11 protein-coding genes are annotated in these 15,488 nt (G+C 68.9%); 5 read left to right on the top strand and 6 right to left on the bottom strand.

The genetic code is table 11. From position 1 onward, the window contains the following. Positions 1-4 precede the first annotated feature (4 nt). Positions 5-1,387, bottom strand: coding sequence for a seryl-tRNA synthase (locus HALDL1_15220; GenBank protein ID AHG04789.1), 1,383 nt, complete (start codon positions 1,385-1,387; stop codon positions 5-7). Between the two features lie 371 nt (positions 1,388-1,758). Here HALDL1_15220 and HALDL1_15215 point away from each other — a divergent pair, with 371 nt between their 5' ends. From HALDL1_15215 to HALDL1_15200, 4 genes are all read left to right on the top strand, one after another. Next, complete coding sequence (locus HALDL1_15215) at positions 1,759-2,091, top strand: hypothetical protein (GenBank protein ID AHG05401.1); 333 nt, start codon at positions 1,759-1,761, stop codon at positions 2,089-2,091. Next, positions 2,078-2,986, top strand: a complete 909-nt coding sequence (locus tag HALDL1_15210; protein ID AHG04788.1) for a metallo-beta-lactamase — start codon at positions 2,078-2,080, stop codon at positions 2,984-2,986. Before HALDL1_15215 ends, HALDL1_15210 begins: the two co-directional genes overlap by 14 nt. 11 nt (positions 2,987-2,997) lie before the next feature. After that, a complete protein-coding gene (locus HALDL1_15205; protein AHG04787.1) occupies positions 2,998-4,932 on the top strand; it encodes a hypothetical protein in 1,935 nt (644 codons plus the stop codon). A gap of 120 nt (positions 4,933-5,052) precedes the next feature. Further along, a complete protein-coding gene (locus HALDL1_15200) occupies positions 5,053-6,915 on the top strand; it encodes a potassium transporter (GenBank protein ID AHG04786.1) in 1,863 nt (620 codons plus the stop codon). A 28-nt stretch (positions 6,916-6,943) separates the two neighbouring features. On the opposite strand, the gene HALDL1_15195 is transcribed toward HALDL1_15200, so the two are convergent. From HALDL1_15195 to HALDL1_15175, 5 genes are all read right to left on the bottom strand, one after another. Beyond that, on the bottom strand, positions 6,944-9,598 hold the full coding sequence (locus HALDL1_15195; GenBank protein AHG04785.1) for a histidine kinase: 2,655 nt from the start codon (positions 9,596-9,598) through the stop codon (positions 6,944-6,946). A gap of 81 nt (positions 9,599-9,679) precedes the next feature. After that, positions 9,680-10,168 (bottom strand): sugar translocase, encoded by a 489-nt coding sequence (locus HALDL1_15190; protein AHG04784.1) that lies wholly within the window; start codon positions 10,166-10,168, stop codon positions 9,680-9,682. Continuing rightward, entirely contained in the window at positions 10,161-10,928 is a 768-nt protein-coding gene (locus HALDL1_15185; GenBank protein ID AHG04783.1) for a dolichol-P-glucose transferase, read from the bottom strand. Before HALDL1_15185 ends, HALDL1_15190 begins: the two co-directional genes overlap by 8 nt. A 283-nt stretch (positions 10,929-11,211) precedes the next feature. Then, positions 11,212-12,126 (bottom strand): multidrug transporter, encoded by a 915-nt coding sequence (locus HALDL1_15180; GenBank protein AHG04782.1) that lies wholly within the window; start codon positions 12,124-12,126, stop codon positions 11,212-11,214. Between the two features lie 239 nt (positions 12,127-12,365). After that, on the bottom strand, positions 12,366-13,508 hold the full coding sequence (locus HALDL1_15175) for an acetyl-CoA acetyltransferase (protein AHG04781.1): 1,143 nt from the start codon (positions 13,506-13,508) through the stop codon (positions 12,366-12,368). A 263-nt stretch (positions 13,509-13,771) separates the two neighbouring features. Between HALDL1_15175 and HALDL1_15170 the strand changes: the two genes are divergently transcribed. Beyond that, a complete protein-coding gene (locus HALDL1_15170; GenBank protein ID AHG04780.1) occupies positions 13,772-15,478 on the top strand; it encodes a hypothetical protein in 1,707 nt (568 codons plus the stop codon). Positions 15,479-15,488 lie beyond the last annotated feature (10 nt).

Below are 15,488 nucleotides of genomic sequence, written 5' to 3'. Positions count from 1 at the left end.
CTGCTCACGCCTCGCGTTCGCCGTCGCCCAGCGCCGACTCGCCGACTTTCTGCGTCCCCTCGATGACCGCCTGGCCGTTCATGTACGGCTGGAGCGCTTCGGGTACGTCGACGGTGCCGTCGTCGTTCTGGTAGTACTCGAGGATGGCGACCATCACGCGGGGGATGGCGAGCCCCGACCCGTTCAGCGTGTGGAGGTGCTCCGCCGACTCGTGGCGCTCGGGGCGGTACTGGATGCCAGCGCGCCGCGCCTGGAAGTCCTCGAAGTTCGACACCGACGAGACCTCCAGCCAGCGGCCGCCCTCCGCGGGCCCCTCGTCCATCTCGTCGCCGGGCGCCCACACCTCGATGTCGTACTTCTTCGCCTGCGTGAACCCCAGGTCGCCCGTGCACATCTCGAGGATGCGGTAGGGGAGTTCGAGGCGCCGGAGGACCTCCTCGGCCTCGTCGACGAGACCCTCGAAGCGCTCGTAGGACTCCTCGGGTTCGACGAAGTTCACCATCTCCACCTTGTTGAACTGGTGAACTCGTACGATGCCCCGCGTCTCCGTGCCGTGCTCGCCCGCCTCGCGCCGGAAGTTCGGCGAGTACGCTTGGTGTTTCAGCGGGAGGTCGTCGCTGAGCAGAATCTCGTCGCGGTACATGTTCGTCACCGGTACCTCCGAGGTCGGAAGCAGCCAGAGGTCGTCGTCCTCGTAGTCGGCCTCGTTGACGTCGCCGACGCGGTAGGCGTCCTCCACGAACTTCGGGAACTGGCCGGTGCCCTCCATCGACTTCGAGTTCACCGGGATGGGCGGGAAGACGTCGACGTAGCCCTGCTCGCGGTGGACGTCGAGCATGAACTGGACGAGCGCGTGTTCGAGGCGAGCGCCCGCACCCTTCGCGAAGTAGAAGCCGCCGCCCGACACTTTCGCGCCGCGCTCGAAGTCGAGGATGTCCAGGTCCTCCCCGAGGTCGTAGTGGGGGACGACCTCCACGGGGAGGTCGCGCAGGTCGTCGAAGCCTTCGCGGCGCCGCTCGACGTTCTCCGTCTCGTCGGCCCCGACAGGGACGTCGTCGTCGGGGATCATCGGGAGCGTGAGCAGTTTCCGCTCCAGTTCCGCCTCCAGTTCGTCGGCGCGGTCCTCGACCTCCTCCAGTTCCGCCTTCAGTTCTCCCGAGCGGTCGATGGCCTCCTGGGCTGCCTCCTCGTCGCCCTCCTGTTTGAGCTGGCCGATCTTCGAGGAGACCTCGTTGCGCTCGTGGCGGAGCGTGTCCCCGCGGCTCTTCAGCTCCCGCCACTCCTCGTCGACTTCGAGAATCCGGCTCACGTCCGCGTCCACGCCCTTCTTCGCGAGGGCGTCGCGGACCGCCTCTGGGTGCTCCCGGACGAACTGTCTGCTCAGCATTTTCCTGTTGGTTCACCGGGACGCGGCAAGAACGTGTCGCATCCCCGGGAGGGCGTGGCAAACCCCGCGTCCCGCCGACGACCGACCCAGAATCTATACTTCGGGGGATACGAACGGCCGGGCATGGTTTCGACCCTCCTGCTGGTCGGCCTGGCCGTGGCCGGGTTCGTCGGGTTCAACATCGGCGGGTCGTCGACGGGCGTCGTCTGGGGGCCGCCGGTCGGCGCGGGCGTCACCCGGAAGACGACCGCCGCGGCGCTGATGACGTTCTTCGTCCTCCTCGGCGGGTGGACAGTCGGCAGAAAGGTCATCGCGACGCTCGGCGGCGACCTCGTCGCCGGTCGGCGTTCACCATCGAGGCGAGCATCGTCGTGCTCGGGTTCATCGGCCTCGGGATGGCCGTCGCGAACCTCTACGGCGTCCCCGTCTCCACGTCGATGACTGCCGTCGGGGCCATCGCCGGCCTCGGTCTCGCGACCGACACCCTCGACCTCGCGGTGCTCGGCGAGATCGTCGTCTGGTGGCTCATCGCGCCCGTCGTGGGCTTCTGGTTCGGCGCCGTCATCAGCCGCTACCTCTACCCGCACCTCGACCGCCTCGCCGCCATCGAGCAGTCGGGCGGTCGGTTCGTGGTCCTCGGCCGCTCTCCCACGCGAACGCTTTTGCCCGCGGCCGCCCCTGCTTTGACACATGAGTATCGGTGACGTCTTCGATGTCGAGCAGTGCCCCGGGATCTCCTACGTCGACACCGGGATGTACGACACCGAAGCGTACGGCTCCGTCTACGTCGTCGACGCCGACCGCCCCGCCGTCGTGGACACGGGAATCGGCACGAACTACGAGCGCATCCTCGAGGCCCTCGACGAGGCGGGCATCGGCCGCGACGAACTCGCGGCCATCCTCGTCACGCACGTCCACCTCGACCACGCGGGCGGCGCGGGCTTCCTCGCCGACGCCTGTCCGAACGCGGAGGTCTACGTCCACGAGGTCGGCGCGCCCCACCTCGTCGACCCGGAACGCCTCGTCGAGGGGACCAAGCGCGCGGTCGGCGACCAGTGGGAGTTCTACACCGACCCGCAGCCGGTCCCCGCCGAGCGCATCGTGGAACTGACCGACGGCGACACCGTCGACCTGGGCTCCCGGGAGCTGACGGTCCACCACGCCCCCGGCCACGCGCCCCACCAGGTCGTCTACGAGGACCACTCCTGTGACGCGGTGTTCACCGCGGACGCGGCCGGCATCTGGGTGCCGGCAAAGGAGCAGGTGCGGGAGACGAGTCCGCCGCCGAACTTCGACCTCGAGCAGTGCGTCACGGACGTCGAGATGATCCGCCGCATCGACCCCGACGTGCTGCTGTACGCGCACTTCGGTCCTGGGCCGGCGGAGACGGACGCCGTGCTGAAGCAGTACGAGCAGGTGCTGCGAGAGTGGGTCGACGCCGTCGAGGCGGAGGTCGTCGAACGCGGCAGCGAGACGGCCACCGCCGACCACTTCGCGGCGACCAACGAGGTCGCCGGGGTCTGGGGCGACCGCAAGGCGGAAGCGGAAACGAAAATGAACGTTCGTGGAGTTCTCCACTATCTTAAGAACCGGGAGTGAGAGGGATACCCATGAACTGGCGCGAGGCCGAGCAGAACTACGAGGACGAGGTGACCGTGGAGGACACCCTGCCACGGATGTTCGAGAACGCGGCCGAACGCCACTCGGCCCGCCCCGCGCAGGGCTACAAGGGCGGCATCTACGACCGGACGCTGACGCCGGACGTACTCCCGCCCGCGCCCGACGGCGACTACGCGAACGTCTCCTACGGCGAGATGCGGGAGATCGTGCGGAACCTCGCCGCGGGGTTCCGCGAGCTGGGCATCGAACCGGGCGACCGCGTCGGCATCTTCGCACACACCCGGATGGAGTGGGCGCAGTGCGACTTCGGCGTACTCGCGGCGGGCGGCGCCGTCACCACCGTCTACCCCGGGTCGAGTAGCCGGCAGGTCGAACACCTGCTCGGCGACAGTGGCGCGACGGGCGTCGTCGTCGAGGGCGAGTCCGAACTGGAGCGCTTCCGCGAGGTCGAGGACGACCTCGAGGTGAAGTTCGTGGTCACGATGGACCACGTCGCCGACGCGGACACCCTCTCGCTGGCCGACCTCTACGAGCGCGGCCGCGAGGCCTACGACCGGGACGCCTACGAGTCGTGGATCGACGAGCGGGACTACGGCGACCTGGCGAGCCTCATCTACACCTCCGGCACCACCGGGAAGCCGAAGGGCGTGACGCTCACCCACGAGAACTTCCGGGCGAACCTCAACCAGTCCCGCAAGCGATTCGGGCCGCGTCCCGACAAGCAGGACGGCCAGAGCATCGACGAGACCAGCCGCGTCGTCTCCTACCTCCCGCTCGCCCACGTCCTCGAACGCCTCGCCGGCCACTTCCTGATGTTCGCCTCGGGCGCCCACGTCTGCTACGCGGAGTCCCCGGACACCCTCCAGGAGGACTTCGGGCTGGTCCAGCCGACGTCCGGCACCAGCGTCCCGCGCGTCTACGAGAAACTGTTCGACGCCGTCCGCGAGCAAGCCACCGAGTCGCCGACGAAAGAGCGCATCTTCGAGTGGGCCGTCGACGTTGGCCGCGAGTACTACGAGGCCGACGACCCCGGCCTCGTGCTCCGCGGGAAGCGCGCCGTCGCGGACAGACTCGTCTTCGAGAAGGTGCGGGACGCCCTCGGCGGCAACGTGGAGTTCTTCATCTCCGGCGGTGGCTCGCTCTCTCCGGAGCTCTGCGCGCTCTACCACGGCATCGGCCTCCCCATCCTGGAGGGGTACGGGCTCACCGAGACCAGTCCGGTGGTCTCCGTCAACCCGGCCGAGGAGCCGAAGGTCGGCACCATCGGTCCGCCGGTGCCGGGCACCGACCTCGAACTCGACGAGTCAGTCGCCAGCCCGGAACAGCAGGAGCGGACCGCCGGCCGCGCGGGCGAACTGCTGGTCCGCGGTCCGCAGGTGTTCGACGGCTACTGGGAGCTCCCGGAGGCCACCGAGGAGGCGTTCGTCGAGCGGGACGGCCAGGAGTGGTTCCGCACCGGCGACGTGGTCGAGATCCGCGAAGACGGCTACGTTCGATTCCTCGAGCGCGCGAAACAGTTGCTCACGCTGTCGACGGGGAAGAACGTCGCCCCCGGCCCCATCGAGGACGCGTTCGCCGCCAGCCCGCTCGTCGAGCAGGCCATGGTCGTCGGCGACGAGCAGAAGTTCGTCTCGGCGATCGTGGTCCCGAACTTCGACGGCGTCCGCCGGTGGGCGCACAACGAGGACGTCGACGTGCCCGCCGACGACGCCGAACTCTGCCGCGACGACCGGGTGAAGGCCCGCATCCAGGAGGAGGTCGACCACGTCAACGAGCAGTTCGAGCGCTACGAGCAGATCAAGCAGTTCCGGCTCGTCCCCACCGAGTTCACCGAGGACAACGAGATGCTCACGCCGACGATGAAGAAGAAGCGCCGGAACATCCTCGACGCGTTCGCCGACCAGATCGGCGACATGTACGAGTAGCCGGCGACCAGTCGAACCCGAGCGGCGACGGGCGAAACAGAGCAGTTCGGGCCGCAACCCACGCGCTTTATACGGCCCCCTCGACAAGTCCCCACCGATGCCGACACAGGAGGGTAACTCATGAGCTCGGCGATCATCCCCATCGTCGCGACCATCATCGCACTCGGGGTCGCGGCGCAGGTGCTGGCGGACCGACTCCAGGTGCCCAGCGTCCTGTTCCTCATCTTCGCTGGTATCGTCGTCGGGCCGGAAGTGCTCGGGGTCGTGACCATCGAGTCCTTCGGCGGCGTGGAGCCGCTGGCGGGCGTCGTCGGGCTCTCGGTCGCGATCATCGTCTTCGAGGGAGCGTTCCACCTGAAGGCCTCGAAGCTCCGGGAGGCGCCGGGCGCGACGCTCCGGCTCGTCACCATCGGGGCGGTCATCTCGCTGGTCGGCACCTCACTCGCCGTCCACTACCTGCTGGACGCCCGCTGGGACGTCTCCTTCCTCGTCGGCAGCCTGCTGGTTGCGACCGGACCGACGGTCATCACGCCCATCCTCGAGGTGGTCCCGGTCCGGGACCGCGTCGGCGCGGCCCTGGAGACCGAGGGCGTGGTCAACGACGTGACGGCCGCCATCCTCGCCATCGTCGTGTTCCAGGTCGTCGTCAACCCCGACCTGCCGGCGATGGCGGTGCTCCAGGACTTCATGACCCGGCTCGGCGTCGGCGTCCTGGTCGGCCTGGTCGTCGCGGCCGTCATCTGGTACCTGCTCCGCCACGTCGACCTCTCGCGGGGGAACGCACCCCAGAGCGCCCGTCTCATCGTACTCGCGGGCGCGCTGGTCTCCTACGGTGCCGCCAACACGCTCCGCGGCGAAGCGGGCATCGCGGCGGTGGCGACGGCGGGGATGGTGCTCGGCAACGCTAACCTCCCCTACGAGGAGGAGATCGAGTCGTTCAAGGGCGACGTGACGCTCGTCGTCCTCTCGTTCGTGTTCATCGCGCTGGCGGCGCTGCTGTCCTTCGACGACCTGACGCAGTTCGGTCTCGCGGGGCTCGCGGCGGTCGTCGTCATCGCGGCAATCGTCCGCCCCATCGCCGTCTACCTCTCCACGTACGGCGGCCGGTACTCGTGGGCGGAGCGGACGTTCATGAGCGCGGTCGGTCCTCGTGGCATCATCCCGGCGTCGGTCGCGACGCTGTTCGCCGTGGAACTCCAGAACGTCGGCATGGAGGCAGCGGCGAGCCTCCTCGTCGGCATCGTCTTCCTCACCATCCTGCTGACGGTCGTCTTCGAGGGCGGTCTCGCAAGACACATCGCGGAAGCACTCGACGTCATACCAATGCGTGTCATCATCGTCGGCGGCGGCACCGTCGGTCGTGCGCTCGCTGAGCGCCTCGAAGACCGCGGTGAGAACGTCGTCATCGTCGAACGGGACGTATCGATGGTCGAACGAGCGCGGAACGAGGGGTTCACCGTCTACCACGGCGACGGGACGGACACCGACGAACTCCGGTCGGCGGGGGCGGACAGCGCCCGCATCGTCGTCGCCGCGACGGGTGACGACGACGCCAACCTGCTGGTCGCCCAGCTGGCCGAGTCGAAGTTCGACGTCGAGACCATCATCGCTCGCGCGAACAACCCGGACAACGTCGACGCCTTCGAGGACCTCGGCGTCCGGACGGTCTCCTCGTCGCTGGCGACCGCGTGGGGCATCGACAACATCATCGAGCGCCCCGCGCTCGCCAACTGGATGACCGAGATCGGGCGCTCGGGCGACGTCCAGGAGGTCGAAGTGACCTCGGAGGACCTCGTCGGCCGCACCATCGAGGAGGTCGACGCCGAACTCCCGAACGGCTGCATCATCGCGCTCGTCGGCCGCGACGGCGACAACCAGGTGCCGGACCCGGACTTCACGCTGCAGCACGGCGACCACCTCACGTTCCTCGGTCGGACGGAGGCGGTCCGCGAGGCGCTGGAGTGGTCCCACCCGCGCGACTGAGGTATATTTTCTCGCGCCCCGGCGGCGGTCAGTCGTCGGCTGCCGGCAGCGTGAACGAGAACGTCGTCCCTTCTCCCGGTTCCGAGTCGACCCGGATGTCGCCGCCGTGGCGTTCGACGATGCGCTTGCAGAGGGCGAGCCCCACGCCCGTCCCCGCGTGTTCGTCCTGGCTGTGGAGGCGCTGGAACACCTCGAAGACGCGCTCCCGTTCGGCGGGGTCGATGCCGATGCCCTGGTCGCTGACCGAGAGTCGCCACCGGTCGCCAGTGCGCTCGGCGGATACGTCGACCCGCGGCGGCCCGTCGCCGCTGTACTCGATGGCGTTCGCCAGCAGGTTCTGGAACACCTGCCGGAGCTGACTCGGGTCGCCGAGCACGCGGGGGAGGGAGTCGCTGTGGATGGCGGCGTCGCTCTCCTCGATTTTCACGCGGAGGTCCTCGCGGACGTCCGCGAGCACGTCCTCGAGGTCGACTGGCTCGAACGGGTCGCCCTGCGTCTCGACCCGCGAGTACTCCAGGAGCCCCTCGATCATCTCCCGCATCCGCTCGGCGCCGTCGACGGCGAACTCGATGAACTCCTCGGCGTCCTCGTCGAGTTCGTCGCTGTAGCGACTCTCGAGCAGTTGCAGGTAGCTGGATACCATCCGCAGGGGCTCCTGGAGGTCGTGGGACGCCGCGTACGCGAACTGCTCGAGGCGCTCGTTGGACTCCTCGAGTTTGCGCTGGGTTTCCCGACGCTCCGTGGCGTCGGTGAACGCGACGACCGCCCGGGTGACCTCGCCGTCGGCGTCCGTGATCGGCTTCCCGCGGACCTCGATCGTCCTGCGCTCGCCGTCGAACGACTCGATCTCGAACACGTCGGGGTCGTCGACCGCCTCGCCCTCGAGGGCCCGCGCCATCGTCCACTCGTCGGGCCCGACGCGCTCGCCGGTGTCGGCCCACCAGCCCGGGTACTCGTCGTAGTCGCTCTGGTCCTCTGCCGGATACACCTCCCCGCCCCAGATCTCCGTCGCGACCTCGTTCACCCGCTCGAGGTGGCCGTCCGCGCGCGCCACCATCACGCCGACCGGCAGAATCTCGAAGATCGTCTCCAGCTCCTGCTTCGTCCGCTGGCGCTCGAGCTCTGCCCGCTTGCGCTCCGTGATGTCGGTGACGGCCCCGGGGAACGTGACGGGGTCGCCGTCCTCGTCGCACTCGACTTGGCCGCGGGCGACCACCCACCGCCACTCCCCGTCGGCGTTCTGCACGCGGTACTCGGCCTCGTACTCCCCGCAGGACTCGAGCGCCGCGTCGATCTTCCGTTCGACACGCTCGCGGTCGTCTTCGTGGATTGCCGCGACGAACCGGTCGATGGGCACACCTTCACGGGCGGCGTCCGGGTCGACGCCGAACTTTCGGGCGAACGACGCGCCCGCGACGAACCGGTCCTCGGGAACGTGCCACTCCCAGGTGCCGACCGCGCCGGCCTCCGTCGCCGCCTCGAGTTGTGCCTTCGCCTCGCGCAGGTCCCGCTCGCGTTCCGTCTGCTCGGTGATGTCCTGGGACATCCCCATCACGCTCGTGACGCCGCCGTCGTCGTCCCGGATGGGGACGAAGTGTAGCTGGTACGCCCTGTCCCCGATGGCTTCCACGACCTCGGTGCTCTCACCGTCGAGCGCAGCCTCGTAGTAGGGGACGACGACGTCGGCGACCGCCTCCGGCAGTGCGTCCGAGATGCGCTCTCCCTCCAGGTCGTCTCTCGTCAGGCCGGCGTTACCACCTGGTGTTCCCACGAACATGACGTAGCGGAGGCTCTCGTCGACCAGTGAGACACCGCCCGCCGGGTAGTTGTCGACGAGGGTCTGGAATCGCCGCTCGACCTCCCGGAGCTCGCGCTCGCGGGCCTGGCGCTCGGTGACGTCTCGGTCGGAGACGATGAGGGAGACGACCTCGCCGTCGTCGTCCGTCACGGGCCGGAAGTAGCCGCTGACGGTGCGGGCCTCCCCGCTCAGGCTGGCGATGTCGGCCTCGAAGTCGACGTACTCGCCGGCGGCCGCGCGCTCGACCCACTCCCGGACGTCGGCCTCCACGCTGTTCCCGCGACCCCACCAGGGCGTCTCCCAGAACGGTTCGCCGACGACGTCGGCGAGGTCGGCGTCGATGTACTCCATCGCCGTCTCGTTGATGTCCCGCACCGTTCCGTCAGGGTCCAGACGCCCGACGAGGATGTTCGGGTCGTTGAAGATGGCGTCGTACTGGCGCTGCTTGCGCAGCAGCTCCTGGCCGTGCTCCTCCGCGCTGATGTCGCGGGCGACGCCGACGGTCCCACGGAACTCCCCGTCCTCCACGAGCAGGTTCACCCTGAGCTCGCACGGAATCAGCGTCCCGTCGGCCGTCTCCACCGTCAGCTCGAACGTCTGCATCTGCCCCGCGTCGGTCGCGAGCTGCTCGACGATCCCGCGCTCGATGTGCCGGTAGTCGTCCTCGTCGAGCAGCAGCGCGACGGAGTTGCCGATGAGCTCCTCGCGGTCGTACCCCGTCAGGTCCACGATGACGTCGTTCACCGCGACGAACCGCCCGCTGGCGTCTAGCTGGTAGATGCCGTCGTCGACCAGGTTCACGAGCGTTCGGTAGTGCTGTAGCGCCTCGGCGCCGTCGGCGTCTGCCCAGAACCCGACGTCACCGATGCCCGCTCGTTCGTCCATGGGGTCTGCTACTGTCGACACCCGGAAAAGCTCACCGCGGACGTGAGACATAGCTGATTGGTCGGCCACCCGACCCGACGGCTACGCCGGATCGTCCTGGTGGACCTGCCAGGTGAAGACGCTCTCGAAGACGTAGTTGACGAGCATCGCCGCCGCGATGGCGAGCGGACTCGCGGCGAGGAACCAGAGGTCGGTGCCGGCGACGACGAGCGTCACGGCGAGCCGCTGCGTGAGCAGCCAGTACGCCGCCAGCTGGACGGCGACGCCGCCCGAGCGCACGAGGTGGGATTTTCCGAGGCGCTTCGCGAACGCCTTGCGCCCGGTGGCGCCCTCCCCCGCGAACGTCCAGTGCTCGTTGACGAGGAACATCACGAGGATGGCCGTCTCGACGCCCGCTGCCTTCGCCCACATCTCCGGCACGCCGGCGCCGAGCCGGAGCGCCGCCAGCACTGCGTTGTCGCTGACCGCGCCGACGACGCCGACCGAGACGAACTGGCCGAACCGGGCGCCCGACACCAGCGAGTCGAAGCGCTCGGGGACGACGCCCCGCAGGCGGTCGCCGCTACTCATGGTTTCGTTCGACGAGGGCCGCGGACTCCTGGCGCCGGGCGGCGATGGCCTCGTGGAGTCGACTGTCCTCGAGTCGCTTCGCGCGGTGGCGGGCAGCCACCAGCGTCTCCAACAACTCCACCGGCGTCCGGACCACCGAGACGGTCGAACCGGGTTTGTCCTCCCAGACCAGTGGCACCTCCGCGACGCGCAGCCCCAGCGCGCCGGCCATCGCCACCAGTTCGACGTCCCACGCGAACCCGGGTTCGTGGAGGTGGTCGCGGACGCGCTGCCAGGCCCCGGCGGTGAGCGCCTTCGCGCCGCACTGGTAGTCGTAGAGGTCGACCGCGAGCAGGTTGCCGGCGAGCCACGCGAACCCGTCGCCGAGGAACCGGCGGGCGAACGTCTGGTGGCTCGTCACCTCCGCGTCGGGGTGGCGCCGGGAGCCCACGGCCAGATCCGCGCCGCCGTCCACGACGGCCGCGACGACGTCGCCCAGCGAGTCGGCGCCCGTGCTGCCGTCGGCGTCCGCGAACGCGAGCACGTCGGTCTCCAGTGCCTCGAAGCCGGCGGTGATGGCCGCTCCTTTGCCGCGTCGTCGGTAGGCGTTGTTCACCGTCGCACCCGCATCCCGGACGCGCTCGACTGTCTCCGTCCGCCCACCGTCGAGTTCGACGTGGAGGCGCTCGGGGTCCAGGGTCTCGCGGAGCGACTGCAGGTACTCGACGAGCACCTGGACGTTCGGGCTGTAGGCTGGAACGACGATTCCGAGGGAGGGCATCCCGTAGGAGAACGTGTGCAAGCGGTATCAGTTTCGTGGCTCGGGACGCCACTGTCACGTGAACACATCCCTATCTGGCTACGGTGTCTCGGCTATCGTGACTCCACCGACCGTCGACCGGCGGGACGCCGAAGGAGCCGGATTCGGCTGCGCCGGACAGCACTGTTCCAGTCGCCGCTCCGGTTCGGCGGCGGTTCTGGTGGGCCTCGTCGTCGGGGTCGTCTTCGACGGTGGGAGACGTGGCTGAGTTCGCCAAACTCCGAAATCCGAGTCAGCGACGCGCTCACCGGTACAGGCTACGGTACTTCGCCAGTTCCGCGGCCAACTCCCGGCTCTCGAGGAGCACGAACCCGGCGGCGATGACGGCGAACCCGAGCAGCGTCACCGCCTCGACGCGCTCCCCGAGCAGCAGCCACCCGAGGACGAGCGCGACGACGGGCGTGAGGTAGGTCACGAGGTTCGCCTTCAGCGCGCCCACCTCCCCCATCAGCGTGAGGTAGAGCACGAACCCGATGGCACCGGCGAAGAGACCGAGGTAGACCACCGACACGACCGCCAGCGGAGTCGGCCGGACACTCGCCAGGGACTCCCCGACCGCGAACGCGAACGTCCCCTGTATCGTCGCCCCGACGACCATCGACCAGGCGGTCAGCGCCGGCACTGGCATCGCGGACCCACTCCGACGGACGAGTACGGCCCCGAACGCGACGGTACTCACCCCGGTCAGGACGAGCGCCTTCCCGACGACGGCCGGGTCGAGGAGGCTCGCCGGGTCCGGTCTGAGGAGTATCGCCACGCCGAGGAAGCCCAGCACCACACCGAGGTAGTCGCGGCCGACCAGTCGCTCCGCCGGGAGCAGAGCCCAGGCGAGCAGCGCCGTGACGATGGGCGAGAGACTGAAGATGACGGCGGCCACGCCGCTCGTGATGAACTGCTGGCCGACGAACGCGAACCCGGACCCGCCGATGAGGAACGCGCCCCCCGCGAGGACGGCCTGCCAGTCCTCACGCGACTGCGGGCTCCGGTACTCCACCGTCGCACCCACGTAGACGAGCAGGACGGCGGCGGCGACGTAGCTCCGACCCGCGGCGAACAGCAGTGGTGGGATGTCGGAGAGCCCGGTCTTGACCGCCGGAAACGCCGTTCCGAAGACGAGCGTCACGACGACGAACAGGCCCACCGTTCGCGAGCGGGTCACGTCACTGGCTAACGCGCGCCAGGCCGAAATAAGTGACAGCTAGGATACGCTCACGGCCGTGAGGGGGAGTGCGGTCTTACCGCTCGAAGGTGATGGCCGCGCCCTGGCGCGAGGACCTTTTCTCTCGGTCGCTCTGCTCACGGTTCGCGTTGCTCACCGTTCGCACAGTCCGAGGCGCGTCACTTCGCTCCGCGCGTTGCTCCCTCGGAAAATCTCCGCCAAAAAGTGACTGTGTCGCGTTACCGCTCGAAGGTGATGGCCGCGCCCTGGCCGAAGCCGACGCAGAGCGTCGCGAGACCCTTGTCGGCGTCGCGCTCGATGAGTTCGTGAATCAGGGTGACGGGGAGGCGCGCGCCGCTCGCGCCGAGCGGGTGGCCGAGCGCGATGGCGCCGCCGTTGACGTTGAACTTCTCGTTGTCGACGCCGAGTTCGTCGCGGGCGTAGACGGTCTGGGACGCGAACGCCTCGTTGAGTTCCACGACGTCGAACTCGTCGATGTCCTCGCCCGTGCGGTCGAGGAGTTCCCTCGTGGCGGGGACCGGGCCGATGCCCATGACCTCGGGGTCGACGCCCGTGACGTTGTGGTCGCCCACGTACGCGAGCACGTCGAGGCCGTGGTCCTCGGCGAACGCCTCGCTGGTGACGAGCGTCGCGGCCGCGCCATCGGATATCTGGCTGGCGTTGCCGGGCGTCACCGTGCCGTCGCTCCTGAACACCGTCGGGAGCTGGCTCAGCGCCTCCATCGACGTGTCGCGGCGGATACCCTCGTCCTCCTCGACGAGACCGCTGTCGGTCTCGATGGGCACAATCTGGTCGTCGAAGCGCCCGGAGTCGGTGGCGTCGGCCGCGCGCTGCTGGGACTGGAGGGCGTACTCGTCCTGCTGCTCGCGGCTGATCTCGTAGCGCTCGGCGACCTCTTCGGCGGTCATCCCCATCTGGAGCTGGGGGACGTTGTACAGCTCCGCGAGTCGGGGGTGGAGGTGCTCGTAGGAGTTGCCGTCCATCGGGACGCGACTCATGTTCTCGACGCCGCCCGCGATGATGGCGTCGCGCTGCCCCGCCGTGATGGAGTCGGCGGCGCGCATGATGGCCTCCATCGAGGACGCACACCAGCGGTTGACCGACGCCGCGGGCACGTCCTCGCCGAGGTCCGAGAGGAGCGCGATGACCCGCGCGACGTTGTTGTCCTGCTCGCCGCGCTGCTGGGCGACCCCCCACTGGAGGTCGTCGATGTGGTCGCTCGTGAGTCCGTTCTCCGCGAGAATGTGGTCGATGAGCGGGACCGAGAGGTCCTCGCTGCGGGTGTCGGCGAAGGCGCCGCCTTCCTTCCCCTGGGGGGTTCGGTAGGCCGCCGCGACGACCGGAGTGCTCTCACTTGCCATACTATGACGTGGCGGACGACGAACCATAAACCTCTCACAACCGGACGCCAGTCGCTCGCTGTTTATCGAGCGTCTCAGCCGCGGGGGCCTCCCGGTCGTAGAGAATACTGCTCACGGTTCCCGCTGGTCGCCGTTCGCGTCAACGTGCTCCGTGTGCGCACCTCGCGGGTCGCTGTGCTCCCCGCTCGTGTATTCGGTGGACTCACTTCGTTCGTCCACCCACTCCGGAAAGCGTTTACCCACGTCGGCCCGACAACAAGGGTATGTCACGGCCGCGGGGCGACTCGGGCGGACGCATCCGAGTCGTCGCAGCCCTCCTCGGAGTCGTCGCAGTCGCACTGGTCGCACGCCTCTGGGCGCTCGGCTGGCGGGTCGCCCACCAGGACGAGGCGCGAGTCGCCGACTGGATCCGCCACTACATGGACGTCGGCGGCTGGGAGTACCGCGCCATCATCCACGGGCCGTTCCTCCCGCACGTCAACGGCATCGTCTTCGACCTGCTCGGACCCTCGGACTTCGCGATGCGTCTCGTCGTCGCGCTCGTTGGCGGCCTGCTGCCGCTCGCTGCGTGGCTCTACCGCGACCACCTGCGCGGGACGGAGATGGTCGCCGTCGGCGTCTTCCTCGCGGCCAACCCCGTCCTGCTCTACTACTCGCGGTTCATGCGCAACGACCTGCTGCTCGCGGCGTTCATGCTCACCGCGCTCGGCCTGTTCCTCCGCGCGCTCTCCACCGGGAAGGCCCGCTACCTCTACGCCGGCGCGCTCCCGTTCGCGCTCGCGTTCACCACCAAGGAGAACAGCCTGCTCTACCCAGTCTGCTGGCTGGGCGCGCTCGTCCTCGTCTTCGACGGCCGGCTCGTGCTCGCGGGCGCGAGCGACGACGCGTCGCGGTACGAAACGGCCAGAACGTACGCCCGCAGTGCGCTCCGTGACGCGTGGCGCTACAAACTCCACCTCTCGCTGGCCGCCGTCGAGTTCGCCGTCGTCGTCGTCTCGTTCTACGCGCCGAAGCCCGACTTCTACCGGATGTTCACGAACCCCGACCTGGTCCCCGAGGTGCTGCGCGCGGCCACGCTCGGCACCTACGACGAGTTCGCCGGGCTCTGGGGGTCGACGGGGATGCAGGCCCACTCCTACATCGCGTTCCTGAAACACGACCTCACTGTGTTGGGGGTGGGTGGTCTCGCGCTCGTGTCGTTCGCACTGCTGGGCTTCCTCTACGACCGCTACGCCACCGAACAGCCGCGGGCCGTCGTCGCGTTCTGCTTCTACTGGGGCGCGTTCTCCGTCTTCGGCTACCCCGCGGTGTCGGACATCACGGCGGGGTGGACGATGGTCAACGCGCTCGTCCCGCTGGCGGTGCCCGCGGGCGTCGGCGCCGCGCTCGTCTTCGACCACGGCCGCCGCGCCCTCGCCGCCGGCAACACCGCGCAGGCCCGCGCCGCCGCCGTCGTGTTGCTCGTCGCGGCCGCCGGAACGGGTGCCGTGGCGGCACAGACGTCCTACGCGAACGCCCAGGGGCCGGACAACCCGCTCGTCCAGTACGCCCAGCCCTCCGGGGAGATGCAGCCGACGCTCGCGGAGATTCGCGAGGTGTCGGCGACCAACGACGGCGTGGACGTGATGTTCTACGGCGAGGAGTACTACTCGCCGAACGAACTCGGGGTGGAGAAGACGCTGCGCATCGACAACTACGACAACGAGACGGACACGGGCGGCGGCTACCAGGGCTGGTTCAGTCGCCTGCCGCTGCCGTGGTACTTCGGCATCTACGACGCGAACGTCTCCAGCACGATGCAGTCCGAGGAGATTATCGAACACGACCCGCCGGTCGTCGTCACGCTGGAGTCCGACGAGCAGAACCTCGAGGTGGACCTCGCGGAGCGCGGCTACACCAGAACCGTCCACCAGGGCTACCAGCACGGCCAGCCGGTGGTGTTCTACGTTCGAGCGAACGCGACTGGCTGACCAGAAACTC

The sequence above is a fragment of the Halobacterium sp. DL1 genome, from assembly GCA_000230955.3.
GTDB lineage: Archaea > Halobacteriota > Halobacteria > Halobacteriales > Halobacteriaceae > Halobacterium.
This window is presented reverse-complemented; position numbering and strand designations above follow the sequence as displayed.

Coding starts and splice junctions, on each gene's coding strand:
- HALDL1_15220 (AHG04789.1), bottom strand. CDS start 1,387: ATGCTGAGCAGACAGTTCGTCCGGGAGCACCCAGAGGCGGTCCGCGAC.
- HALDL1_15185 (AHG04783.1), bottom strand. CDS start 10,928: ATGCCCTCCCTCGGAATCGTCGTTCCAGCCTACAGCCCGAACGTCCAG.
- HALDL1_15190 (AHG04784.1), bottom strand. CDS start 10,168: ATGAGTAGCGGCGACCGCCTGCGGGGCGTCGTCCCCGAGCGCTTCGAC.
- HALDL1_15210 (AHG04788.1), top strand. CDS start 2,078: ATGAGTATCGGTGACGTCTTCGATGTCGAGCAGTGCCCCGGGATCTCC.
- HALDL1_15205 (AHG04787.1), top strand. CDS start 2,998: ATGAACTGGCGCGAGGCCGAGCAGAACTACGAGGACGAGGTGACCGTG.
- HALDL1_15170 (AHG04780.1), top strand. CDS start 13,772: ATGTCACGGCCGCGGGGCGACTCGGGCGGACGCATCCGAGTCGTCGCA.
- HALDL1_15175 (AHG04781.1), bottom strand. CDS start 13,508: ATGGCAAGTGAGAGCACTCCGGTCGTCGCGGCGGCCTACCGAACCCCC.
- HALDL1_15195 (AHG04785.1), bottom strand. CDS start 9,598: ATGGACGAACGAGCGGGCATCGGTGACGTCGGGTTCTGGGCAGACGCC.
- HALDL1_15200 (AHG04786.1), top strand. CDS start 5,053: ATGAGCTCGGCGATCATCCCCATCGTCGCGACCATCATCGCACTCGGG.